The organism is Methylomonas stagni, from assembly GCF_050154735.1.
GTDB lineage: Bacteria > Pseudomonadota > Gammaproteobacteria > Methylococcales > Methylomonadaceae > Methylomonas > Methylomonas koyamae_A.
On record NZ_CP189557.1, the window covers coordinates 1,623,778 to 1,648,921 of the forward strand.

Below are 25,144 nucleotides of genomic sequence, written 5' to 3' on the forward strand. Positions count from 1 at the left end.
GCTAGGATCGGTTTAAGCGTTTGAACAACCAAAATCCGGCGAACATCGCCGAGACGAAAGCATAGTTTCCGGCGTCCCCACCGGTCAATCCGACCAGGGCCGGTCCTGGACAAAACCCGGACAATCCCCAACCGATACCGAAAATGGCTGAGCCGATCAATAATTTGCGATCTATTTGATTCGACTCCCGAGTCCCGACCGATAGTTCCAACTCGTGATCGGCAACGCTGTTATCGCGATGCATCCAGTAGCGCGCGCCCCCCAAGGTCGCCAAAGCGCCGATCATGACCAACGCCAAGCTCGGATCCCAAGCGCCCGCGACGTCCAGAAACGCCAACACTTTGGCCGGATTGGTCATTTGCGCGACGATCAAGCCAAAACCGAACAACAAACCGTATCCAAATAAGTACACCCTATCTTTCATAACGATTGTCCTGCCGCGAGGATATGTCTAACCACGTAAACGGTCGCGCCCGCGCAAAGCATGAAAGTGGCGGTCGCCGCCAGCGAACGCGGTGCCAAGCGGGCGATACCGCATACCCCGTGGCCGCTGGTGCAGCCGCTGCCCAGACGGGTACCGTAACCGACCAACAAGCCGGCCACCGCCAGCCACGCCGGAGAATGATCGAGCGTCATCGCAATCTCGCCGCCGCCCAAGCGATACAGCGGCGCGCTGATCAACAAACCGCCCAGAAACCAAGCGCGCCAGCCGGCATCGCGTTGCCATAATCCAGCGGCAATTCCGGAAATTCCGGCGGTATGTTTGTGGGTGTATAGCAGCAACGCCGCCGACAGCCCGATCAGCGCGCCGCCGGCTAGTGAAGATAAAATCGTCGAAAGGTTCATGTATTAAATCCGGAAAAAACCCGTGTATTAAATCAGAAACACGTGGGCCCCGCGACTTCGCGCAACCCCTCCTTTGTTCGCCGAGGTTGGCGACAAGGTATCGTTGCCCGTCAAACCGCGTCGTGCGCCAGGTAGTTAACCGAAATTGCACTCAACTTTAACCCAATCAGCCCGGAAATCGCCCGGCTGGCCGGCCCTCCAGCAATTCGCTGATGAAGTAGCGTAGATAGGCCGGCAGATAGAGCTGCTTCAGATAAGCGAGTTTAGTGACCGAACGCGGAATCAAGTGAGCCAGATTCAGCGCCACCAGATCGCTGTCTTCCTCGGGCTGATAGGAAATATCGGCGATGATGCCGACACCCAAACCGAGCCGAACATAGGTTTTAATCACATCGGAGTCGGCGGCCGCCAACGTAATGTCCAGCGGCTTGCCGGCGGTTTTGAACGCTTTTTCGATATTGGAACGGCCGGTAAAACCGTGGGTATAGGTCAATATCGGAAACGCCGCCAGACGTCCCAAGCTGATATCCCCCTGCGCCAGCGGATGATGCCGCGGCACCACCGCAATATGCTGCCAGTCGTAACAAGGCTGCACCACCAGTTTTTCGTCTTCCACCAGTTTTTCGGTGCAAATGACGATGTCCGCCTTGTGCTGGAACAACTGCTCAATCAGTTGCTCGGGCGCCGATTGCACCATGTAAATCGTGATGCCGGGATATTTGCCGCGAAAACGCTGCACCGGCCCCGGCAGCAGATATTTAGCCTGGGTGTGGGTGGTGGCGATATGTAACGCGCCGTTGCGATTATCGCGAAAGTCGTCGGCCATCACCTGAATGTTTTTCTTGGCCTGGGTGATGCGTTCCACCTGCTCCATGATACGTTCGCCGAACGGTGTCAGCCGCAACAGCTTTTTGCCCTGGCGTTCGTAGATCGGCGAGCCCAATTCCTCTTCCAGCAATTGCAATTGCCGGCTGGCGGCCGACTGCACCACGTGCAGCTTTTCGGCGGCCTTCGATTGGTTGAAATTGGTTTCCCGCAACGCGCGCAGCAATTCCAGTTGATTCAAATTCATAGAGTTCCCTACCTTGCCGAATCGCCACGAAGCGGCTGAGTTCGGCTACCGTGTTAATTGAACCAATGTGCCTGCCGTATTTGCAGATCGACCCGATCGCCCTTGTTCAACTGAAGTTGCGTGAACAGTTCGTTAGGCATCTCGGCAAACAACCTGGCCCCGGAACCGTTGTCTTGCGGATTCAGCAATTCCACTCGTATCGTCGAGCCCAGGTGCTGCCAATCCTTCAACGTGATTTGCGACGGCGACGCGGCCCCGGCCTTGGCGACGTCGATATGCTGCGGGCGAATATGGGCGATCAAGCCGTCCGGCTCGTCCAAACTGATCCCCGCCCGCGCCAACCAGTGTTGATCTTGCTCCGTCAAATGGATTACGTTGGTCTGGCCGATGAAGCGCGACACGAAGGCATTGGCCGGGTGGTCGTAAATCTGGGCCGGCGCGCCGCTCTGCTCGATCCGGCCCTGGTTCAACACCACCACCCGACTGGCGACTTCCATCGCTTCTTCCTGATCGTGAGTCACGAAAATACTGGTAACGTGCAGTTCCTGGTGCAGATTGCGCAGCCATTGCCGCAAATCCTTACGGACGCTGGCATCCAGCGCACCGAAGGGTTCGTCCAGCAACAGCACGTTGGGCTCGACCGCCAAGGCTCTGGCTAACGCGATCCGTTGGCGCTGGCCGCCGGATAACTGATCCGGAAAGCGCTCGCCCAGCCAATCCAGTTGTACCAGCTCCAGCAGCGCGTGGACCTTCTTGGCGATGTCGGTTTCGCTGGGACGTTGCTTGCGCGGCTTGACCCGCAAACCGAACGCCACGTTGTCGAACACCGTCATGTGCCGGAACAAGGCATAGTGTTGAAACACGAAGCCGATGCCGCGTCGGCTAACATGTTGGTCGGTTTTGTCCTCGCCGCTCAACAAGACTCGACCGCTGTCGGGCGACTCCAGGCCGGCAATAATCCGCAGCAAAGTGGTCTTGCCGCAGCCGGAAGGCCCTAACAGCGCAACCAACTCGCCTTCCGGAATCTCCAGGTCGATGTTGTGCAGCGCGTGAAATGCGCCGAAGGTTTTACTAATGTCGGCTAATAGAATGCTCATGTTGGAACTCCAATCAATAAGGTGCTCGGGAACTGGCTTAAGCTTGGCCGAGAGTGCTTTAGGCTCGGGCTTGCTTCCATTCCAGGAAACTCTTCAATACCAGCGTGATAATCGCCAGGCCGGCCAGGATTGACGCGCTGGCAAAGGCGCCGACCGCGTCGTAATCGTTGTAGCTGACCTCGACGTGCAACGGCAGCGTGTTGGTCACGCCGCGAATATGGCCGGACACCACCGATACCGCGCCGAATTCGCCCATCGCCCTGGCGTTGCACAGCAATACGCCGTATAACAAGGCCCATTTGATATTGGGCAGGGTCACTTTGAAGAACGTTTGCCAACCGGTCGCGCCCAACGACAACGCGGCCTCCTCTTCCTCGCTGCCCATTTCCTGCATCAGCGGAATCAATTCGCGAGCCACAAACGGAAAGGTAATAAATATCGTCGCCAGCGCGATGCCGGGTACCGCGAAAATGATTTTGATCTGTTGTGCCGACAACCAATCGCCTAACCAACCTTGCGCGCCGAATAGCAATACGAAGATCAGACCGGAAATCACCGGCGATACCGAAAACGGCAGATCGATCAGCGTGGTCAGCAAGCTTTTGCCGGGAAACTCGAAACGGGTGATGGTCCAGGCGGCGGCGACGCCGAATATTGTGTTCAGCGGCACCGTGATTGCCGCGACCAGCAAGGTCAATTTCAACGCCGCGACCGCATCCGGTTGACCCAAGGCTTGCCAATACGCGTCCCAGCCTTTCGCGAACGCCTGCAGCAGCACCAGAATCAACGGGGCGCACAGAAACAACGCGATGAATCCGACCGCAACCGCGACCAAGCTCCAACGCAGCCAACTTGGATCTTGCAAGGCTTTCCGCTCGGCTTGGCCGGCACCGTCGCCGACGACATGTACAGTGGCATGCATGGTTAACTCCTAAATCTGCCCGGAGCGCCGCCGCACCCAGAGCTGCAATAAATTCACTAAAAGCAATAATAAGAACGACACCACCAGCATCGTCAGCGCGATCGCGGTCGCCGCGCCGTATTGAAATTGTTCGAGTTTGGTGACGATCAGCAGCGGCACGATTTCCGAGACGTAAGGCAGATTGCCGGCAATGAAAATCACCGAGCCGTACTCGCCGATGCCGCGCGCGAACGCCAGCGACACGCCGGTTAGCAGCGCCGGAAACATGTTCGGAAATATCACCTTGCCGAACACCTGCAGGCGCGAAGCCCCCAAGCTAGCCGCCGCTTCTTCCATATTGGTATCGAATTCCTGCAACACCGGCTCGACGGTACGAACCACGAACGGAATGCCGATAAAGATCAACGCCACCACGATACCCAGCGGCTTGTAAGCGACCTGCAGCCCCAGATTGGCGTTCAACCACTTGCCCAACCAGCCGCTGGGTTGATAAATCGTCGCCAGCACCACCCCGGCCACTGCGGTCGGCAACGCAAACGGCAGATCGATCAACGCATCCAGCAAGCGCTTACCCGGAAACGGATAGCGCACCAACACCCATGCGATCACGCCGCCAAAACCGCCGGCCACCAAGGCCGCCAGCAGCGCGGTGCCGAAGCTGACTTGAAACGAAGCCAACACGCGTTTATGCGTGATGATGTCCAGGTATTCCTGCCATCCCAATTGCAAACTCTTGAATACCAAGGTACTCAGCGGAATCAAAACCACCAGCGCCAAATAAAACAGCGTGTAGGCCAGCGCCGGCCTAAAGCCCGGTATGATCTTGCTTTGCGTCATCGCGCCTCTCCGCTCCGTTATTGCGTAAAACGATATAGTCGGAGCCAATGGTAAAGAATTGCGAATAACAGATGAAATGATATAAATAGAAAACTAAATCTGTATTTTAGATACTCACTCATCGCGAGACCTGGTTGGATAGCCGAATTTCTCGAACTCCAAGTCGAGTTCGAATTGCAAAACGGCTTGTACCCTCTGAGTGTCGTTGTTGCCAGCGATCAAGTACCCGTCAAGCGATGAGCATCAAAAGCCATTCGGTATTGCGGACTGCCATCCCCGATGCAAACCAATCTAGTCGGTTCCGGTAAAATTCCACTTGCGCGTCGGCTGTGGTCGAATCAGAATCCCGGCTAGGCAAACCGTCCCCGGCACCCTCCGAACGGGGCTTTTCAGGAGCACCAATGGCAAACTATCCCGACTTGACGAAATTCCTGGCCGCGGCAAGCGGTGGACCAGGGGTCTTCGACGACCAAGTGATTCCGTACTTGATAAAGGTCTGGCTGGACGATTACGGGCGAATCGGCATCGCATTCGACGTCGTCGAAACCGAAGTCGGCGGCTTTAACTATTTGTTCGATATCGCCGCCGAGCGACTGTTAGCAGCCTTCGGCATCAGCCGGGGCCGCCACGGCGAGCCCAGGGATCGCTCGCGGATGGCCGGCCACCCGCTCAGCGCCGGTCCGCTCTATCATCGCGGCCACGCAATCCCGCACACCTTGGGCGGTCCCACCGACATCAATCTGGTCCCGCAGTTAGGGGCAATCAACGTCGGCCCGTTTCGCGAATTGGAGAAACGCGCGGTCGCCACACCCGGCTCGCTGTACTTTACTTACTGGATTTATCGAACGCCGCGCGACCAAAAGCCGATCGCGGTCGACCAAGGCCTGCTGATACCGGGTAGACCGCCGGAGATACATCACTACCGCAACTAAGCCTGCGCTGTTGCCGGTTAACGTTTTTTATCCACCCCGAAAAGGAGCATGCCATGACTCGATCCATACTGGTATCAATGATTGCCGCCGCGTTTTACGGCGCGGCGGCTCACGCGACCGTCGTCAGCAATTTCGAAACCGATAGCGAAGGCTGGGAAGTCGTCAGCTTTACCGACTTCAGTCGAAACGACTACACCGAGAAAGGCCGTTACGCCGTCAACCACATCCTGGGAGGCGGCCATCCCGGCAATTACATTGCCGCGACCGATCCCGACAACGGCGATTTTACGTTTTCGGCGCCGGCGGCGTTTCTGGGCAACCAGACCGCCGCTCAAGCACTTTCCTACGATTTAACCTACCGGGACGGCGCGGTCAACTGGCAAACCACCGACCTGATGCTGGTCGGCGGAGGCCAACGCCTGCTATGGCGCCGCGATCCCGCGATTGTCCCGAACAGCGGCTGGACGCGGGTTAGCGTCAATTTCGCACCGTCCTCCGAATGGCGAGTAGCGACTACCGACGGCGCATTCGCCACGATCGGCGACTTCAGCACCGTGTTGTCCAATTTGAGTGGCTTGTACATCCACGCCGAATACACCGACGGGATCGTCGAAACCGCCGGCCTCGATAACGTGCGCCTGGGCGCCGTTCCGTTGCCGGGAGCGGCGGCCTTATTCGGCTTCGGCCTGTTGGGGCTAAACATCCTCTCAGCCCGTCGCCGCGCGGCCGCTTGAGACAACAGGGCAGACGCCATTTCCGGCCGCAACTTGCAACATCAAGCGCGGCCGGTTTAGGCTCCCAATTCGGATAACCACTGTCGGAATCGACGTTCGCCGCATCGTTAGCCGAACCACCGCCTTTACGCCATTTTTACGCCCCTGCCGCTAGAATCCTCGCATCCACGCCGCGCCGCCCGCGCCGGCGCCCCACACACTTGCGAGAGGCCGCGAAAACAGCATGTCACAATGTCGGATTCAACTCCCCCAATCCGATTGGCGCTTGGCGGAACTGGACTAGCGACGTCCCTGCCGTTGGCCTTGCTGTTTTGGCCAGTTCCTGGTCATGCCGAGTCGGTGACGGCGCCGATACCGATCAATTTGACCGGACATTGGGCCGGCTACGCCAGCTTGGTATTGATGCTCGCCGCCTACATCGCCGCGATGTTCGAAGAAACCACCCAATTGCGCAAATCCAAGCCGATGTTGCTGGCCGCGACACTCATTTGGTTTCTGATCGTGCTGGCCTACCGGCAACTCGGCCAAGCACCGGTCGCGGTTGCCGCCTTCAAGAGCAATTTGCAAAGCTACATCGAACTGCTGCTGTTCATCATGGTATCGATGACCTACCTGAATGCGATGGAGGATATGGGGCTATTCAAGGCCCTGAAAATTTGGCTGGTTGACAAGCAACTGAGCTACCGGCAGTTGTTCTGGATCACCGGCGGGCTGGTGTTCTTGGTGTCTTGCGTCGTCAACGGTCTGACCGCCGGATTGCTGATGGGCGCGGTGGTCGTCGCGGTCGGCAAGGACAACCCGCGCTTCGTCAGCCTAGCCTGTCTGAATGTGGTGATCGCAACCAATGCCGGCGGCTCTTTCAGTCCGTTGGGCGGAATTTCGACGCTATTCGTCTGGCAGCACGGCATGCTGGGTTTCACCGAATTCTTCAAACTGTTCCTGCCTTGTCTGGTCAACTTCTTAGTGCCGGCGCTGGCGATGCACTTCGCGGTACCCACCGCCAAGCCGGCCGTGGCATCCGAGTTATTGATGATGCCGCGCGGCGCCAAACGGATTCTGTTTTTGTTCAGCGTGACGATCGCATTGGCGGTGGGTTTCGATATGAGTCTGAAATTGCCGGCCGCGGCGGGCATGATGGCCGGACTGTCTCTGCTGCAATTCTTTTACTTCTACCTGCAAAAGTCGGACAACCCCGCCAAACCGATCCCATCGGATTTCTCGCTGTTCTTCGGCGGCGGCGATCTGCAACAATCCGCATTCGAAGCCCGCCGTCTGGATATATTCGACAAAGTCGGCCGCCTGGAATGGGATACCCTGTTGTTTTTTTACGGTGCGATGATGGGCATCGGCGGCTTGGGATTTATCGGCTACTTGGATGCCGTGTCGCAGGTACTGTATGGGCAATTCAGCCCGACGCTGGCCAATGTCATGATCGGACTTTGCTCGGCCTTCGTCGATAACGGCACCTTGATGTTCGCGGTACTGACGATGCATCCGGATATCCCGCAAGGCCAATGGTTGCTGCTGACCTTGACGCTGGGCGTCGGCGGCAGTTTGTTGGCGATAGGCTCGGCGCCGGGCATCGGCTTGTTGGGCCAAGCCAAAGGCCAATACACCTTCGCCAGTCACATGAAATGGTGTCCGGTGATTTTACTGGCTTACTTCGCCAGCATCGGCGTACATTTCTGGATCAACGCCGCTACCTTTTAGGGCCGAACTCCGTAGGCTTAAACCCAACCCGGCAGGTACCGCAAGCTATCGATGAATCGCAACCCGCTCGCCGCCCCACATCAATCCCGCCAACGCCTGACCGGCTACGCTTGGGGCGTCGCCGCGCCCTTGCTGTGTACCGCGTTGGCCTGGCCGCTACGTCATCTGCTCGGCGAGGCCAGCATTCTGATGACCTATCTGCTGGGCGTGTTTCTGGTCGCCAGTCGCTATGGCCGCAACGCCTCTTTGCTCGCATCGCTGATCAGCGCGCCAATGTTTGCATTTTATTTCGCACGGCCGATTTTTTCGTTCGCGATTTCCGATCTGGAAAATGCGGTCGGCTTGGCGGTCATGGTCGTGGTCGCCAACCTCACCAGTAAATTGCAGAATCAAGCCCGAAAGCAGACCGAACTGGCCCGGCAACGGGAAGCCCGCAGCGACGCCTTGTATCGACTCAGCCGGGATTTGGCCGGCGTCGAGAACGGCGAACGGGTGACCGAACTCGCCGAGCGCCATATCCTCCAAGTCTTCGGCACGGTTTGCAGGCTGGTGGCGGCCGCCGATCTGGACCAACTCCCACCTCGCCTCGCGGACGAACTCGACCCGGCGGCCGCGACGCTGGCCTTTCGGGACAATCGGACGGTCACCACCGCCGCGGCCCGCTATTTTCCGTTATGCGGCTCGGAATCGCGGCAAGGCGTCCTAATACTGAAGCGGGCCGATTCGGATAGTCGCGAAGCGGACACCTTTCTTGAGACGTTTTGCAATCTGATCGCGCTGAATCTGGAACGCCTGCAATTCGCCGGCCAAGCGCGGGAAGCCCGCTTGCAAGCCGAAGCCGAAGGCCTGCGCAATGCCTTGCTCAGTTCGATCTCTCACGACTTGCGTACCCCGCTGACGCGTATTGTCGGCGCGGTCGGCGCGCTGATCGACCATCGCGACCGTCTGAGCGTCGCCGACCGCGACGACTGCCAGAAAACGATACTCGACGAAGCCCGGCGCATGTCGGATTTGACCGGCAAGTTGTTGGACATGGCCCGGCTGAATTGCGGCGAATGGGTCCTGCACCGGGAATGGAATGCGATCGAGGAACTGGTCGGCAGTGCGCTGCATCGGCTCGACAGCGGTTTGCAAGGGCGTCCGGTACGCACCCGGATTCCCGACGACTTGCCGCTGATGCGAATCGACGCCGTACTGATGGAGCAAGTGTTAGTCAACCTGATCGAAAATGCGATCAAACACACGCCGCCCGGTACGCCGGTCGATTTATCCGCCGAACGCGCCGAAGGCGGCATCCGCTTGTGTGTCGCGGACTATGGCCCCGGCATTCCCGGCGGCCTGGAGAACAAGATTTTCGAGAAATTTTTCCGGGGCGCCCACGAAACCCAGCACACTGGAGTCGGTCTTGGACTGGCCCTGTGCCGCACCATCGTCGAGGCCCACGGCGGGCGGATTCGGGCCGAAAATCAGCCAGGTAAGGGCGCGGTGTTCGTCATCGATTTGCCGCAACCCGAACAAGCACTCCCGACCGCGCTCGAGGAACTAGTATGAACGAGTCGGCCCCACGCATTCTGTTGATTGAAGACGACGCCCAAACTCGTAGATTTCTGAAGACCAGTCTGCAAAATCGCGGCTGGCGCATCGCCGAGGCCGATTGTGGCAAGACCGGGCTGACGTTGGCCGGCCAAGCCGATCTGGTGATACTCGATCTGGGACTGCCGGATATGGACGGCATCGCCGTAACCCGCCGCTTGCGCCAACTGTCGGACCAGCCCATCCTGATCCTGTCGGCTCGTAGCCAGGAACACAATAAAATCGCCGCGTTGGACGCCGGCGCCGATGATTATTTGACCAAACCGTTCGGTAGCGGCGAATTGCATGCCCGCCTGCAAGCCTTGCTGCGAAGGATCGCGCGCGGCTCGGCGACTCAAGAGCTTTTCGAGACGGGGGAACTGCAAGTGGATATGGCGCGGCGCCGGGTCTGTATGCGCGGCAGCGAGGTTAGGGTGACGCCGATAGAATTCCGCTTGCTAAGCTTGTTGATCCGCCACGCCGATCTGGTGGTCACCCATCGCCAATTGTTGCAGGAAGTCTGGGGCGGCGAGCATGTCCATGACCAGCATTATTTGAGAATCTACATGGGGCAATTACGCCGTAAACTGGAAGTCAATCCGGCCCGACCGCGCTATTTACTGACCGAAGTCGGCGTCGGCTATCGCCTGGTTTGCGAAGCAGCGGCCGGCGAACAGGAGTAGGCTCGATGGAATCCGACCGCGTAGACAAGCTGTGTCGCCGACGATTCGACAGGACGGAATTGGAGCCAGCTAGTAGCCCAGTCTGCGATTTTTTACGTCATTTTTATGCGCGATTCATTATAGTGGCCGGCGTTTTGCCTTTAGCAGGCGCACCCCAATTTCCGCCCGCCCCAGCCTTTTGCCCGGATACTTCATGTCAGCAAACCCCAACCCGTCGCAACTGAAAACCTTGACACTCAGCGCCATCGGCGTGGTTTTCGGCGATATCGGCACCAGCCCGCTGTACGCGGTCAAGGAAGTGTTCCATGCCGGTCTATCGACCGATACCGCGCATGTGCATGGCGCGCTGTCATTGATCTTTTGGTCGCTGGCGCTAGTGGTCACCACCAAATACGCGATTTTCATCATGCGCGCAGACAACGACGGCGAAGGCGGCATCATGGCCCTGCTGGCACTGGCGCTGAAGACCGCTAAACAGGATCCGCGCAAGGCCGGCTTCATCATCACCACCGGCTTGATCGGCGCGGTGTTGTTTTACGGCGACAGCATCATTACCCCGGCGATTTCGGTGCTCAGCGCGGTCGAGGGCCTGCAGATCGTCGCGCCCAAACTGGAGCATTACGTACTGCCGATTACCCTAGCGGTGCTGACGGCGCTGTTTTTGGTGCAAGCCAAGGGTACCGAACACGTCGGCCGGCTATTCGCTCCGGTCATGTGCGTCTGGTTTGTCAGCTTGGCCGCCTTGGGTATCGTCAACATCGCCAGCCATCCGCAAATCCTCGGTGCGATTAATCCCTACCACGGCGTAGCGCTGCTCAGCGAGCTTGGTTGGCGGGGTTTCGTCGTAATGGGATCGGTCGTGCTGGTCATCACCGGCGCCGAAGCCTTGTATGCCGATATGGGGCATTTCGGCTTAAAACCGATTCGGTTCGCCTGGTTTGGTTTCGTCTTTCCGGCATTGTTACTGAACTACTTCGGACAAGGCGCGCTACTACTGGAAAATCCCGCCGCCGTGGAAAATCCGTTTTATCTGATGGCGCCGAATTGGGCGCTGTACCCGCTGCTGTTGCTATCGACGCTGGCGACTGTCATCGCTTCGCAGGCCGTGATTTCCGGCGCGTTTTCGCTGACCCGCCAAGCGATACAACTGGGCTACACGCCGCGAATGCGGATTTTACACACCTCCGGCGACGAGATGGGTCAAATCTATATCCCGGCGGTCAACTGGTTGCTGATGGCGGCGGTATTCGTGCTGGTACTGGAATTTCGCTCCTCCTCGGCGCTGGCCTCGGCCTACGGCCTAGCGGTGACCGGCACGATGATTACCACGACGATACTGGCCTTCATCGTCATCAAAGAGTTGTGGCGTTGGAACGAAGCCACCAGCATCGGTTTCCTATCGCTGTTTTTAAGTTTCGACGTGTTGTTCTTTCTAGCCAACAGCATCAAGATTCCGGAAGGCGGCTGGTTGCCGCTGACAGTCGGCGCGGCGCTGTTCGTCATCATCGTCACCTGGATCCAAGGCCGGCAGTTACTGGCCCGGCACATGGACGAAAAACGGGTGATGTTCGAGGAATTGGAAAACCGACTGCAAACCCGCAAACTGAAAACCGTACCCGGCACCGCGATCTATCTGGCAAAAACCCTGCACGGCGTACCGCTGGTCCTGCTGCACAATCTGGAACACAACCACATCTTGCACGAGCAAATGATCGTATTGACCATCGTCACCAAGGACGTTCCTTACGTAGACGAGGCTCAACGCATCAAAATCCGACTATTTGGGGAAAACAACAGTTTCTACCGGGTCAAAATGTATTTCGGTTTCCAAGAGGAACAAGATGTGCGCCGGGCCTTGCAACTCTGCGCCCGCGAGGGTTTGATCATTGATCAGAAACATGCGTCGTTCTTCATCGCCAGCGAAAAACTCTCGTTCCGCCGCCGCTGCCCGATGCCCAAATGGCAACGCCCGCTGTTCCGCTTTTTATTCCATAACGCCTCCAGCGCGATCGAATATTTCAAGATTCCAGTCGATCGCGTCATCGAACTGGGGATACGAATCGAGTTGTAAACTCGCGGCGACACCGGCCGCCGCGGGCGAGGCGATCGGACCATTTTTTCGGCGACTCGTCGCATGACGAGCGAAATTCTGAAAGACGCCGCCGCCAAGTTCTTATTCGGTTCGCCGCCGTGGGTTTCGAATTTCCGGCCATACTTTCGCGAACCATTTAATTCGAGGACCTTACAACCATGACCGGCCAAAAACCTATCGCCATCTTCGCCGAGGACGTGCCGCCTCGAGTCCGTCGCTCGCTCTATCCGGAACCCTTCGCATCGCTAATGGCCGGCCGGGAAAAACGGGCCTTGGGCGATGCGTTCGGCTTGGTCAATTTCGGCGTCAATCTGACCCGCTTGGCGCCGGGCGCCCGCTCGGCCTTGCGGCACGCTCACGCCGAACAGGACGAATTCGTTTACGTCTTGTCGGGCGAAGCGAGCTTGGTCACCGATCAAGGCGAGACCCGGCTATGCGCCGGCATGTGTGCCGGCTTCCCGGCCGGCGACGGCGACGCCCATCATTTACTCAACCGCACCGATGCCGACGTGGTTTACCTGGAAATCGGCGACCGCGCCCCCGGAGATACGGTCATTTATCCCGACGACGACCTGCAGGCCCGGTTGGACGCAGCCGGCCAATGGCAGTTTTTACACAAGGATGGCCGCCCGTATTGAGTCTCCGCCGCTCAACTTAACGGAGCTTGTATTTCTCGATCCGGTAGCGAATTTTTTCGCGGGTGGTTTTCAGGATACGGGCGGCTTCCATGACGTTGCCGTGGCAAAGGTCCAGCATGTTGCGGACGATTTCGCTCTCCATATCCTCCAAGCCCATGCTGCCGTCGGTCGGAAACTGCAGTTCCAGGCGCGCGACGAGGCCGTCGGCGGCAGAGACATCCGAAACGCAAGCCGGACGCACCGATTCTTGCGCAATCGCCGCGACGCCGTTATCCTCGTTCGGCAACCATTGTTCCGGCAACTGCTGGGACGACGATAAAATCACGCTACGCTCCAACACATTTCTCAGCTCCCGCACGTTGCCCGGCCATCGATAACGCTTCAATAATTGCCAGGCGCGCGGCGATACTTGGCTGACCCGCTTGCCGGCCAGTAAATTGAATTCAGCGATCAAGGCCGGCACCAAATCGTCCAAGTCGCCAATGCGCTCGCACAAGCTGGGCAAGCGCAGTTCGAACACACTCAACCGGTAATACAGGTCGGAACGAAACCCGCCGTTTTTGACTTCGTCCTGTAAATTCCGGTTGGTAGCGGCGATAACGCGGATGTCCACGTCGATTTCCTTCTCTCCGCCCAGGCGGCGCAACTTGCGATCCTCCAGCACTTTCAGTAATTTGGCCTGCAGATCCAAGGGCATTTCGCCGATTTCATCCAGAAACAAAGTGCCGCGATGCGCTTGTTCGATCAGCCCGCGATGGCGGGCCTTGGCGCCGGTGAAGGCGCCGGCTTCGTGGCCGAACAATTCCGACTCGAGCAGATCCTTCGGCAAGGCCGCGCAGTTGAGTTCGACCAGCGGCTCCTTGGCCCGCTCGCTGTTGTAATGCAGAATCCTGGCCGCCAAGCCCTTGCCGGTGCCGGTCTCGCCAGTCAGAATCAGCGCACTGTAGGGCACTTGGCTAAGCTGGCGCAGCATGTCGCCGGTCTGGCGGGTGACCGGGCTGTTGCCGAGAAAAGTTTCAGGCGCGTAGCGTTTGCCGGCGTTGACCGAGTCGGTCAGAATCCGCCGCTGGGCCTTGGCACTACGCAACGCGCTACGCACCACCATATCCAGTTGCTCCTGCAGACAGGGCTTGATCAAAAAATCGAAAGCGCCAAGACGCAAGGCCCGCACCGAATCCGGCACGTCGCCGTAACCGGTCAGAAACACCCATTCGCTGTCAGACAAATTGCCGCGGGTTTCTTCCAACAAATCCAGGCCGCTGCCGTCCGGCAGACTGAGGTCGGACAAGATTAGCGACGGCCGCAAATCCGGATTGCTGAGTATCTCCCTGGCCTGAGCGCAGTCGGCCGCCAGCAGGGTCTCGAACCCCATACGGGCGTAATAGCGCTGCAGCTCGCTACCTAACAAGGCTTCGTCTTCGATGATCAGGATACTGTCGTTCATAAGTTGGCGAAAGGCGGTGGTGGGCGAGTGAAACCGTCACCCATTGCGGCGGCCGAAACGCGACTGTTGGTTCTTAGTCGTGGCGGCAAGCGGATATCAACTTTTTATGCAAGATCGACGCCTATGCTCAACGGAACGTCCAGTTAGCCGTCCGGTCGCCGCACCAAGGTCTTAGCCCATTGAGGTTTGGGGAAAATCACCGTTTAATTTGGTTGAAAATCACCAACGCAACCACGGGTGGCATGATAGCCGGTATCGGATTTTGCCGTCGGCAACACTTAAGGCCGACTCGAATACCGCGCCAAACCCACGACTCCGGGCGAATCGCCAGTGTTCCGCGCTCGCGGAATACGTCGCGAGGCAACGCCATCCGTCGGAAACAAAAACGGGCACGAAGTTTTCATGGAAAATAACCATCAATACCGTACCGACGAAACCAGCCCGTCGAACTCCTATTTTATGGCGACGGCGACGTCGTCAACCACATCTTAGCCCGAGGAAAATCGCATGCCCAGATCCCCCAACCGCCATCTGTTATTCGCAACCCTGCTACTTGGGCTATTACTTGCCAGCTTGATCTATGCGTTTCATCCAGAAGTTGGCGAATTCAACCTGACCATCAACGGCCAACCCGTGGCGTCGCCCTTGTTTCGCCTGGCGGCAATCCCCACCCTGTTGGCGGTGTTCGCGCTATTCGGGATACTGGCCGTATTGGCACTAGTTGGCGTCGGGATGATGCTGTTTTTCGCCGCCCTCGGATTTGCCCTTCTCGGTGTTTTCCTGATCGTTCCGTATTCGTGGCCACTATTGCTGTTATTCGGCTTGTTGTTCGTGGGATTGGTGTCTAGCGGCAATCCCAAAAACAAGGATTAACCGGAGCTGGGCGAGCAAGGTCGAGGTTTGAAAAGTAAGGCGGGACTGTTGTAGCGGATTGCCTAGCGGCACACAATTTCGGTCGGGAGTAACAGTCTTAGCTGACTTAAGCTTGGCTCACGCCGCACCGACCGTTCATGACTAGAAAATGATGTTGCGCAAACGTTAGCTTTTGGTTGCCTTCGCAAATGCAACATCGACTCGCGCGTTAGCGGCCTGGCCGACACCTCTTCCCCGGCGATGCCGGGGAATTGCTTATGCGGAGAGATTAAAGCACCGATTACTCGTCTTGCTCTCCAACCAAAGGCGGCTCGCTGGCGTCGCCATCCACACTGATTTCAAAGGCGGCCGGTTTAATACTCTGTAACGGATCGACGCTGGCATTCACCGAAAACGGCATAGCGGAAATCAATATCGCTGCCGTGCATTGGGCTATTTCGTGTACATAATTTTTCATCATTCATTCCTCAAGTTCACCTGAAAACGAGCCGTTTGACAGATAACAGTCTGGCTCCAAACCATTACAGCGATATCCATGCCAGCAATTCCTTCCACCGAAGAGGAGAGCGTCGGTGATCGGGCCTACTCGTTGAAAACAAAGGAAATCCAGCTCGCTGTTTTGGCTAAACGTTAACGCTGCCGCAAGAATTACGAGCCTGAAATAAAGCGACCTTCTCGGCTCACCGCTCATATCGAATTTTAAAGTGGGGAATATTCCCCACGTTGTGGATTTGCACCGGGGAATATTCCCCAATCCACCCCTCGCCCGCATAACCCACTGATATTAAGCCAAAAAAACTGGCACTTTGCTTGCTTTCCCGTAACTAACGCAATTCGCGCATTTTTGCGCGAAGTTCGCCGAATCATTCATAAGCGGTCGCAATTTAGGGAAAACTGGAAACCAAAATATTAACTCAATCGTTACACCCAATACCAAGCTATTCGCTATTGGATTTAATGCAACTCACCATAAAACCGAAGTCAACAGCGATTGCGGAGCTTCGCATAGAGAAAACCGATGATTATTAAAACACGTGCTTATCTTAGCTTAATTATAATTCTATTATCCGGCTGCCAAACAACCGAAACGGAAACTCACGAAGCGCCTCCCAAACTGGAAGCCACCACACCCTTATGGGAAGACACCGAGGTAACCAAGGAATATGTCTGCCAGATTCACGCGTTTCGGCATATTGAAGTGCGTGCGCTGGAACGGGGGTATTTGCAGAATATTTTCGTCGACGAAGGCCAGTTAGTCCATCAAGGTCAGCCGATGTTCAAAATCATGCCTAACATCTATCAAGCCGAATTACTAAAGTCTCAGGCCGACGCGAATACGATGAATATCGAATACCTAAACACCAAGGGTTTAGCGGATCAAAAAATTGTGTCGCCAAACGAACTAGCATTGGCCAAGGCCAAGCTGGACAAGGCTAACGCAGAGGTCAAACTCGCCGAAACTCATTTAGGTTTCACCAGTATCAATGCGCCGTTTGAAGGCATCATGGACCATTTGAATGTCAGGACTGGCAGTTTGGTGGAGGAAGGCGCCTTATTAACCACGCTATCGGACATTAGTAAATTGTGGGTGTATTTCAACGTACCTGAAAGCGAATATCTTGATTTCAAATCTCAAAAAGCCGATGAGGCAATAACCAAAGTTAAATTAAGAATGGCTAACGGTAGGGTTTATAATACGGATGGCACCATAGAAACTATTGAGGCGGATTTCGATAACACTGCCGGCAATATCGAATTCCGCGCCACATTCGCCAACCCCGATAAATTGCTCCGTCATGGCGAAACCGGCACGATACTGATGAAAAAACCCTACAAGCATGCGTTATTGATTCCGCAAAAAGCCACCTTCGAAATACTCGACAAGACCTACGTATATGTTGTCAAGGAAGACGGACAACTAGAACAAAGACTGATAAAGATCGAAGCCGAATTACCGTATTTATTCATTATCAAAGAGGGTTTGAAAGACGGCGAAAAAATCCTGCTGGAAGGCTTAAGAAAAGTCCATGCCGGCGATAAAGTGGACATCGATTTATTGGCACCTGAAAAGGTTCGCGCCGAATTAAAACTCTATACCGAATAATCCTTTAAGCAGAGATTAACTATGTTCAGTATCTTTATTAAAAGACCGGTCATGGCGATCGTATTGTCGCTTAGTTTCCTGTTCATGGGATTCTTGGCAATCCGCACCCTACCCGTTTCACAGTTTCCGGATATTGCCCCGCCGCGCGTGACGATATCCTTATCCTTTCCCGGCTCCAGTGCGGACGTGTTAGTCAAGTCGTCGTTGATTACCATTGAACGGGCGATCAACGGCGTGCCGGGCATGAAATACATCGTCTCCGACGCCACCAGCGCCGGTGAAGCGACGATTCAAGTGTTATTCGAGTTAGGCGTGGACCCGAATATCGCGATGGTCAACGTCAAAACCCGGGTCGATCAGGTGATGAGCCGTTTGCCGAATCTGGTACGGCTGGAAGGCGTGGTGGTCAACTTCGTCCAACCCAGCATGCTAATGTACGTCAACCTGTACAGCAAGGATAAAAACGCCGACCAGAAATTCCTGTTCAACTACGCCTACGTCAACGTGATACCGGAAATCCAGCGAATCTACGGTATCGCCCAAGCGCAGATTTTGGGCGCCCGCCAATACGCGATGCGCATTTGGTTGAATCCGGACCGGATGCGCGCGTACAGCGTTTCGACCGAAGAAGTGATGGACGCCATCGCCAAGCAAAGCATCATCGGCCGTCCCGGCCGGATCGGCCAAAGTACCGGCATGGCGGCACAATCCAAGGAATACGTGTTGATTTACCAAGGCTGGTACAACACGCCGGAACAGTACGCCGACATCATCATCCGCGCCAACTCGGAAGGCGAAATCCTGCGCTTAAAAGACATCGCCAAGGTGGATTTGGACAGCGAGTTTTACAACATCTATTCGGACAAGGACTCCTTCCCCTCGGCGTCGATTGTGTTGAAGCAAAACTACGGCACCAACGCCACCAAAGTCATCGAAGACGTCAAAGCCAAGTTGGAGGAATTGAAAAAATCCTTCCCGGAAGGCATGGATTACGAGATCAACTACGACGTGTCGCGTTTCGTCGAAGCCTCGATTCACAAGGTCTTGCACACCTTGGGCGAAGCCTTCGTGTTAGTGACCTTGGTGGTATTCCTGTTCCTCGGCGACTGGCGCTCGACTTTGATTCCGATTCTGGCGGTGCCGGTGTCGTTGATCGGTTCGTTCGCGGTGATGTCGGCCTTCGGCTTATCGATCAACTTGATCACGCTATTCGCGTTGGTGTTGGCGATTGGCGTCGTCGTTGACGATGCCATCGTCGTGGTCGAGGCGGTACACGCCAAAATGGAAGCCGAACACTTAAGCCCCTACGCCGCTTCGCGGCAGGTACTGGGCGAAATCGGCGGCGCCATCGTCGCGATCACGTTGGTGATGGTGTCGGTATTCGTGCCTATCGCCTTCATGAACGGCCCGGTCGGCGTGTTTTACCGGCAGTTTTCGATTGCGATGGCTTCGTCCATCATTATCTCCGCCGTCGTCGCCTTGTCCTTGGCGCCGGTGTTGTGCGCGATGATCTTGAAAAACACCCACGGCCAACCCAAGCGCCGGACGCCGATTACGCTGTTCATCGACGGCTTCAACTATCTGTTCGAAAAAGTTACCGGCCGCTACGTCAAGTTGCTGGACGTCGTGGTTACCCGCCGCATCGTCACTGTGGTGGTGTTGGCTGCATTCTCCTTCGGCATCTTCACTGTGGATAAAACCTTGCCGGCCGGCTTCATCCCCGGCGAAGACCAAGGCATGATCTACGCGATCATTCAAACTCCGCCCGGCTCGACTATCGAAGTCACCAACAAAGTGGCACGACAACTGGAAGAAGTCGCCGAAAAAATCGACGGCGTGCAGTCGGTATCGTCGTTGGCCGGCTACGAGGTTTTGACCGAGGGCCGCGGTTCCAACGCCGGCACCTGCATCATCAATCTAAAGGATTGGACCCAGCGCAAGGTGTCGGTGGAGGACGTAATTCGCCAGCTAGAGGAAAAAACCCACGACTTCGGGGCGGTGATCGAGTTCTTCCAACCACCCGCTGTACCGGGCTACGGCGCGGCATCGGGTTTGGCCTTCCGCTTGTTGGATAAGACCACCGGCACCGATTACTTCCAATTCGACAAACTCAATCAGGAGTTCATGGCCGCGTTGCGCAAGCGCCCGGAATTGACCGGCTTGTTCACCTTTTATGCCGCCAACTACCCGCAATACGAGTTGAAAATCGACAACAAATTGGCGATGCAAAAAGGCGTGAATATCGATAAGGCCATGGAAAACCTGGACATCATGATCGGCAGTACCTACGAACAAGGCTTCATCCGCTTCAACAACTTTTTCAAAGTCTATGTGCAAGCCTTGCCGGAGTTTCGCCGCTTCCCAACCGACGTCTTGAACTATTACGTCAAAAACGACGCCGGCGAAATGGTGCCCTACTCGGCCTTTATGACCGTGCAGCCACAGCAAGGCCCGAACGAACTGACCCGCTACAACCTCTACAACTCGGCGGCGATCCGCGCCGAACCGGCGCCCGGCTATACCTCTGGCGACGCGATCAAAGCCATCAAGGAAGTGGCCAAGGCGACTCTGCCCCAAGGTTTCGATGTGGCCTGGGAGGGTTTGTCCTTCGACGAAGCGGCACGCGGCAACGAGGCGCTGGTGATTTTCGTCGTGGTGCTGGTGTTTGTGTATTTGGTGTTGGCGGCGCAATATGAAAGTTTTGTGTTGCCGTTGGTGGTGATTTGCTCGTTGCCGGCCGGTATTTTCGGTTCGTTTTTACTGCTGAAGACCATGGGCTTGGCCAACGACGTGTACTCCCAAGTAGGTTTGGTGATGTTGGTCGGCTTGCTCGGTAAAAACGCGGTTTTGATCGTCGAATACGCGGTGCAAAAACAGGAGCAAGGCATGTCGGTACGTGAAGCCGCCATCGAAGCCGCCAAGGCAAGGTTCCGGCCGATTCTGATGACTTCGTTTGCCTTCATCGCCGGCCTGGTCCCGCTTGCCTTCGCTACCGGCGCCGGCGCGGTCGGCAACCGTACCATCGGCACCTCGGCGTTGGGCGGCATGTTGTTCGGCACCGTGTTCGGCGTGGTGCTGATCCCAGGCTTGTATTACATCTTCGCCAAACTGATCGAAGGCAAACGCATGATCAAGGACGAAGACGTCAATCCGTTCACCGAAACCTATCATTACGGTACCCAAGATGCTGACGAATAAAACCCATGTTTTGCTAGTAACGGCTTTGGCGATGGCTGTGTTGCAAGCCTGCGGCATTCCGGACATGACCAAGAAAACCGCGGATACGCAGTTGCCAGAGCAATTCAGACCGGGCGTAAACGAGCAGACGAGTGCCGCGACCGTGAAATGGCAGGACTTCTTCGACGATCCGCAGCTGCGCAGCTTGATCGATACCGCCGTTGCCAATAACAAGGAAATCAACATCATGGCGCAACGGATCAGCATCGCCGAGAACGAAATCCAAGCGCGTAAAGGGGAATATATGCCCTTCGTCAAACTCGGCGCCTCGGCGGGCGGCGAGAAGACCGCGCAATACACCCGCAACGGCGCCGTCGAGGACAGTCTGAATATCGCCAAGGGCCAACCGTTTCCGGCCTTTCTCGGCGATTACCAATTCGGCCTGTTCTCGACTTGGGAAATCGACATCTGGAAAAAGCTCCGGAACGCGACCCAAGTGGCAGTCTACGATTACATGGCATCCGGCGAAGGCCGGAATTTCCTGTTGACCAACTTGGTCGCCGAAGTGGCACATGCCTACTACGAGTTGTTGGCCTTGGACAATCAATTGGAGAACTTGCGGCAAAACATCGCATTACAGCAAAACGGCTTGTTGATGGTCAGGCAATTACAGACCTATGCCCGAACCACGACCCTGGCGGTCAAGCGATACGAAGCCGAGGTGGCAAAAAACCAGGCCCGGCAATACGAGATCGAACAGCAGATCACCGTCGTCGAGAATCGGATCAATACCTTGTTGGGAAGAACGCCGCAGCCGATAGCCCGCGCGTCGAGCGGCTTTATGGATATAAAACCCAAAGCCTTGAGTGTCGGCGTGCCATCCGAGTTATTGCAAAACCGGCCCGACATTCGCAAGGCCGAATTGGAATTAAAAGCCGCCGACTTGAACATCGACGTCGCCAGGGCCAATTTCTATCCGTCGTTCGGTATCAAGGCCGGCATCGGCTTTCAGGCGTTTGCGTTGAAATACCTAATCAATACGCCGGAATCGTTGGCGGCGATGGTGACCGGCGAACTGGTAGCCCCGCTGGTCAACAAAAACGCGATCACCGCCGAATACAAAAACGCCAACGCCAAGCAAGTGCAGGCGGCCTACGAATACGAACAAAGCATCATTACTGCTTACGCCGAAGTGGCCAATCAAATATCCAATATCGACAACCTGGACAAAAACTACCAGTTAAAACGCCAGCAAGTGGACTCGTTGGTCAAATCGATTGAAGTCGCCAACCAGTTATTTATCTCGGCAAGAGCGGATTATTTGGAGGTTTTATTGACCCAGCGCGACGCACTGGAAGCCAGGAAAGAATTGATCGAAACCAAACAAAAACAAATCAGCGCGATGGTGGATTTGTATAAGGCTTTGGGTGGCGGCTGGCAAAGTTAGAATTTCAGAATATTGGCCTTTACTCGGTGTTCTTTAATATCGAAACGGTATCAAGCGGGTTCAGTGCCGGCGAGCGAGTTCAAAACGAGCCGTCAGCCCGACACTGAGATCAGACGAGCTCCCAGCGACGAATCCTCCGTACCCATTGATTTTCGGTTGTGCATCAGCATGGAGTGCACTCCGCGCCTACCGCCCGTGAGCCATCGGCTGCAGAAACCCTGCCGATCCGGCCGGTGATAAACCGACGTTGAAGGCCAATATCCAAAGCGGGGCAGTGTGCAATTGAAAAAAGTCGTCAAATTCTATTGCCGACGCGGAAACGACAGCTGATCGGGACTGTTCGCGAAGCAACGTCTAGCCTGTAAGTTACCCGCCTATAATAGATGCCGTTGCCCTCGACAGCCCTTGAATTGCTTGGTGCTGACGAGGGCTCGCTAAGGCGTTTCAAGCCTCGAACGGATGTTCCAGTACGATAGTTTCGTTGCGGTCGGGACCAGTGGACAGAATGGTCACTTTTACGCCGACCAGCTCTTCGATGCGCGCGATATACGCTTTGGCGTTGGCCGGCAGTTGCCCGTATTCGGTAATGCCGGCGGTACTGCCACTCCAACCCGGCATTTCTTCGACCACCGCTTCGCAAGCCGCATATTGATCGGCACCGAGCGGCGCGGTGTCGGTGACGACGCCGTCGATTTTGTACGCGGTACAGATGCCGATTTTGTCCAGGCCGTCCAGCACGTCCAATTTGGTCAAACAGATGCCGGTCAGACTGTTCAATTGCGCGGATTTACGCATCGAGACCGCGTCGAACCAACCGCAACGGCGCTTGCGGCCGGTGGTCGCGCCGAACTCGTGGCCCTTGACACCCAAGTGATCGCCATATTCGTCCAATAATTCGGTCGGAAACGGGCCGTTGCCGACTCGGGTAGAGTAGGCCTTGGTGATCCCCAACACATAATCCAGCGCCAACGGACCGACGCCGCTGCCGGTGGCGGCGCCGCCTGCCGTGGTGTTGGAGGACGTGACGTAAGGATAGGTGCCGTGGTCGATGTCCAACAATGCGCCCTGCGCGCCTTCGAACAATACGTTGTGGCCTTGGGCCTGGTGGGCGTAGAGTGCCTCGCCGACATCGGTCAGCATCGGCTTGATCACTTCACCCAGACTTAGGGTATCCGCCAACAACGTGGCGTAATCGACCGGCTCGGCACCGTAATACTGAACCAGCATGAAATTATGAAAATCCACCAGTTCTTTCAGACGCGCGGCGAATTCATCGCTATTACGCAGATCGCCGACCCGTAGACCGCGCCGCGCCACCTTATCTTCATAAGCCGGACCGATACCGCGACCGGTGGTGCCGATGGCTTTATCGCCCCTGGCCTTTTCGCGAGCTTGGTCGATTGCCACATGGATAGGCAAAATCAATGCGCAGGCCTCGCTGATTTGCAGCCGGTTCTTCACCGGGATCCCGGACTTTTCCAGAATTTCGATTTCCTTTAGCAAGGCTTCCATGCTGAGCACGACACCATTGCCGATCAAACACTGTACTCCTTCGCGAAGCACGCCCGACGGAATCAGATGCAGCACGGTTTTTTCGCCGTTGATCACCAAGGTGTGGCCGGCGTTATGTCCGCCCTGAAACCGAACGACGGCGGCGGCCTGCTCGGTCAACAGATCGACCAGTTTACCCTTACCTTCATCGCCCCACTGCGTACCGATGACAACAACATTTTTTCCCATAACTTTTTCTAACCTTAAGCCAATGATTTAACGACCCAGCACTGAGCCTGTTTTTCTAAAATCGCGTTGCAACCCATGTCTTCGGCCCCGCCCTGCTGCCCCGGCAATTGCTGAATTACCTGAACGCCGGACGCCCGCAAATCGCGAACGGTCTCGCGCAGATCGGCATCCTCGCAATAGGGCGCGAAGACTGTCCGCACCGGCGTATCGGCGCTGACGTCGTAAAACGTCGCCAGTACCTTCAAATCGGCGCTAAAACCGGTCGCCGCCCGCGCCCGGCCGAACACTTGACCGACGTTGTCGTAGCGTCCGCCGCGAGCAATTTCTCGTCCCAACGACGGCACGAAAGCGGCGAATACGATGCCGGTATGGTAATGGTAGCCGCGCAGTTCGGCCAAATCGAAACTGAGCGACAGGGCTGAGTAATCGCGACGCAACCGGTCGGCAATCCCGCGCAAATCGGCCAGTGCCGCCGCCAAAATGCCGTTGGCGTCGATACCGGCCAGCAATTTCGCGGCTTGATCGAGCACATCCTGACCACCGTTCAGTTTGGGCAGCGCGTTAAAAATGGTTTTAAATCCGTCGCCGACCGGAAAGCGTTCGACCAATTCGCCCAGCTCCGCGCCAGCCTTGCGTTGCAAAACATCGAACAACTCGGCTTCTTGCGCCACATTCAAGCCGGCCAGTTCAACCAAGCCCCGGTATATAGACACATGGCCCAAATCCAGATGCAGGTTTTGTATGCCGCTGATCGCCAACATCTCCAACATCAACTGTATGGCTTCGTAGTCGCTCTCGAGTCCGGAGTGGCCGTACAATTCCGCGCCAATTTGCATCGGGCTGCGGCTCTTTTCGAGCGGATCGCCCACCGCATGCAATACGGTACCGGCGTAGCACAGCCGGTTCGGCCACGGATGTTGCAAATGGTGAGCGTCAATTCGGGCGACCTGGGGCGTCATATCGGCCCTTACTCCGAGCGTCTCGCCGCTAAGCGGATCCGTCAGCTTAAAGGTCTGCGACTCCAGATCGTGGGCCGAACCGGTGAGCAAGGAGCGGAGAAAATCCACAAACGGCGGGATCACCAAGCGATACCCCCACGCGGCGAAGGTCTCGAGCAACTTGGCTCTCAGCCTCTCCAGATGCTCGGCCCGCTCCGGCAATACTTCGCCGATGCCCTCGGGCAGCAGCCAGGTGTCTTTGTTTTGCATGTCGTCTATTCCAGTT

General features: G+C 56.4%; 21 protein-coding genes. 11 read left to right on the plus strand and 10 right to left on the minus strand.

Annotated elements, in window-relative coordinates; genetic code table 11:
* Position 1: 1 nt before the first annotated feature.
* The 6 genes from ACP4CD_RS07630 to cysT all read right to left on the minus strand — a co-directional run bounded on the left by ACP4CD_RS07630 (position 2) and on the right by cysT (position 4,774).
* Positions 2 to 424 carry a DUF6691 family protein gene (locus ACP4CD_RS07630; RefSeq protein ID WP_071159632.1) on the minus strand — a complete coding sequence of 141 codons (423 nt, stop codon included), beginning with the start codon at positions 422 to 424 and terminating at the stop codon, positions 2 to 4.
* Positions 421 to 846 carry a YeeE/YedE family protein gene (locus ACP4CD_RS07635; protein ID WP_064031354.1) on the minus strand — a complete coding sequence of 142 codons (426 nt, stop codon included), beginning with the start codon at positions 844 to 846 and terminating at the stop codon, positions 421 to 423. Before ACP4CD_RS07635 ends, ACP4CD_RS07630 begins: the two co-directional genes overlap by 4 nt.
* Positions 847 to 1,012: 166 nt before the next feature.
* Positions 1,013 to 1,918, minus strand: a complete 906-nt coding sequence (locus tag ACP4CD_RS07640; RefSeq protein ID WP_071159635.1) for a LysR substrate-binding domain-containing protein — start codon at positions 1,916 to 1,918, stop codon at positions 1,013 to 1,015.
* Positions 1,919 to 1,971: 53 nt separating this feature from the next.
* Positions 1,972 to 3,015: a sulfate/molybdate ABC transporter ATP-binding protein gene (locus tag ACP4CD_RS07645; RefSeq protein ID WP_426994134.1), complete on the minus strand. Its 1,044-nt coding sequence runs from the start codon at positions 3,013 to 3,015 to the stop codon at positions 1,972 to 1,974.
* A 58-nt stretch (positions 3,016 to 3,073) separates the two neighbouring features.
* Entirely contained in the window at positions 3,074 to 3,937 is an 864-nt protein-coding gene (cysW, locus tag ACP4CD_RS07650; RefSeq protein ID WP_071159637.1) for a sulfate ABC transporter permease subunit CysW, read from the minus strand.
* 9 nt (positions 3,938 to 3,946) lie between these two features.
* Positions 3,947 to 4,774 (minus strand): sulfate ABC transporter permease subunit CysT, encoded by an 828-nt coding sequence (gene cysT / locus ACP4CD_RS07655; protein ID WP_071159638.1) that lies wholly within the window; start codon positions 4,772 to 4,774, stop codon positions 3,947 to 3,949.
* Positions 4,775 to 5,175: 401 nt separating this feature from the next.
* On the opposite strand from cysT, the gene ACP4CD_RS07660 reads away from it, so the two are divergent.
* The 7 genes from ACP4CD_RS07660 to ACP4CD_RS07690 all read left to right on the plus strand — a co-directional run bounded on the left by ACP4CD_RS07660 (position 5,176) and on the right by ACP4CD_RS07690 (position 13,135).
* Positions 5,176 to 5,706 (plus strand): hypothetical protein, encoded by a 531-nt coding sequence (locus tag ACP4CD_RS07660; RefSeq protein ID WP_071159639.1) that lies wholly within the window; start codon positions 5,176 to 5,178, stop codon positions 5,704 to 5,706.
* Between the two features lie 53 nt (positions 5,707 to 5,759).
* Positions 5,760 to 6,440, plus strand: a complete 681-nt coding sequence (locus ACP4CD_RS07665) for a laminin B domain-containing protein (RefSeq protein ID WP_083386123.1) — start codon at positions 5,760 to 5,762, stop codon at positions 6,438 to 6,440.
* A gap of 231 nt (positions 6,441 to 6,671) precedes the next feature.
* Complete coding sequence (gene nhaD / locus ACP4CD_RS07670; protein ID WP_426994135.1) at positions 6,672 to 8,150, plus strand: sodium:proton antiporter NhaD; 1,479 nt, start codon at positions 6,672 to 6,674, stop codon at positions 8,148 to 8,150.
* Between the two features lie 51 nt (positions 8,151 to 8,201).
* Complete coding sequence (locus ACP4CD_RS07675) at positions 8,202 to 9,701, plus strand: DUF4118 domain-containing protein (protein ID WP_064031346.1); 1,500 nt, start codon at positions 8,202 to 8,204, stop codon at positions 9,699 to 9,701.
* A complete protein-coding gene (locus ACP4CD_RS07680; RefSeq protein ID WP_071159647.1) occupies positions 9,698 to 10,405 on the plus strand; it encodes a response regulator in 708 nt (235 codons plus the stop codon). Before ACP4CD_RS07675 ends, ACP4CD_RS07680 begins: the two co-directional genes overlap by 4 nt.
* A 193-nt stretch (positions 10,406 to 10,598) precedes the next feature.
* Positions 10,599 to 12,476, plus strand: a complete 1,878-nt coding sequence (locus ACP4CD_RS07685) for a potassium transporter Kup (RefSeq protein ID WP_071159649.1) — start codon at positions 10,599 to 10,601, stop codon at positions 12,474 to 12,476.
* A 179-nt stretch (positions 12,477 to 12,655) separates the two neighbouring features.
* Positions 12,656 to 13,135 carry a cupin domain-containing protein gene (locus ACP4CD_RS07690; protein ID WP_426994136.1) on the plus strand — a complete coding sequence of 160 codons (480 nt, stop codon included), beginning with the start codon at positions 12,656 to 12,658 and terminating at the stop codon, positions 13,133 to 13,135.
* Positions 13,136 to 13,151: 16 nt separating this feature from the next.
* On the opposite strand, the gene ACP4CD_RS07695 is transcribed toward ACP4CD_RS07690, so the two are convergent.
* Positions 13,152 to 14,579 carry a sigma-54-dependent transcriptional regulator gene (locus ACP4CD_RS07695; RefSeq protein WP_064031342.1) on the minus strand — a complete coding sequence of 476 codons (1,428 nt, stop codon included), beginning with the start codon at positions 14,577 to 14,579 and terminating at the stop codon, positions 13,152 to 13,154.
* Between the two features lie 507 nt (positions 14,580 to 15,086).
* Between ACP4CD_RS07695 and ACP4CD_RS07700 the strand changes: the two genes are divergently transcribed.
* Positions 15,087 to 15,452 carry a hypothetical protein gene (locus ACP4CD_RS07700; protein ID WP_426994137.1) on the plus strand — a complete coding sequence of 122 codons (366 nt, stop codon included), beginning with the start codon at positions 15,087 to 15,089 and terminating at the stop codon, positions 15,450 to 15,452.
* 280 nt (positions 15,453 to 15,732) lie between these two features.
* Here ACP4CD_RS07700 and ACP4CD_RS07705 read toward each other — a convergent pair whose 3' ends face one another.
* Entirely contained in the window at positions 15,733 to 15,909 is a 177-nt protein-coding gene (locus tag ACP4CD_RS07705) for a hypothetical protein (protein WP_426994138.1), read from the minus strand.
* A gap of 561 nt (positions 15,910 to 16,470) precedes the next feature.
* Here ACP4CD_RS07705 and ACP4CD_RS07710 point away from each other — a divergent pair.
* The 3 genes from ACP4CD_RS07710 to ACP4CD_RS07720 are packed head-to-tail and all read left to right on the plus strand — an operon-like array spanning position 16,471 to position 22,180.
* On the plus strand, positions 16,471 to 17,556 hold the full coding sequence (locus ACP4CD_RS07710) for an efflux RND transporter periplasmic adaptor subunit (protein WP_426994139.1): 1,086 nt from the start codon (positions 16,471 to 16,473) through the stop codon (positions 17,554 to 17,556).
* Between the two features lie 21 nt (positions 17,557 to 17,577).
* Positions 17,578 to 20,754 carry an efflux RND transporter permease subunit gene (locus ACP4CD_RS07715; RefSeq protein ID WP_426994140.1) on the plus strand — a complete coding sequence of 1,059 codons (3,177 nt, stop codon included), beginning with the start codon at positions 17,578 to 17,580 and terminating at the stop codon, positions 20,752 to 20,754.
* Entirely contained in the window at positions 20,741 to 22,180 is a 1,440-nt protein-coding gene (locus ACP4CD_RS07720) for a TolC family protein (protein ID WP_426994141.1), read from the plus strand. Before ACP4CD_RS07715 ends, ACP4CD_RS07720 begins: the two co-directional genes overlap by 14 nt.
* 444 nt (positions 22,181 to 22,624) lie before the next feature.
* Here the strand turns inward: ACP4CD_RS07720 and ACP4CD_RS07725 are convergent, their stop codons facing one another.
* The gene (locus ACP4CD_RS07725; RefSeq protein WP_064031336.1) at positions 22,625 to 23,920 is read right to left on the minus strand and encodes an adenylosuccinate synthase; all 1,296 of its coding nucleotides are present in this window, start codon (positions 23,918 to 23,920) and stop codon (positions 22,625 to 22,627) included.
* 14 nt (positions 23,921 to 23,934) lie between these two features.
* Positions 23,935 to 25,128 (minus strand): ATP phosphoribosyltransferase regulatory subunit, encoded by a 1,194-nt coding sequence (locus ACP4CD_RS07730; RefSeq protein ID WP_426994142.1) that lies wholly within the window; start codon positions 25,126 to 25,128, stop codon positions 23,935 to 23,937.
* Positions 25,129 to 25,144 lie beyond the last annotated feature (16 nt).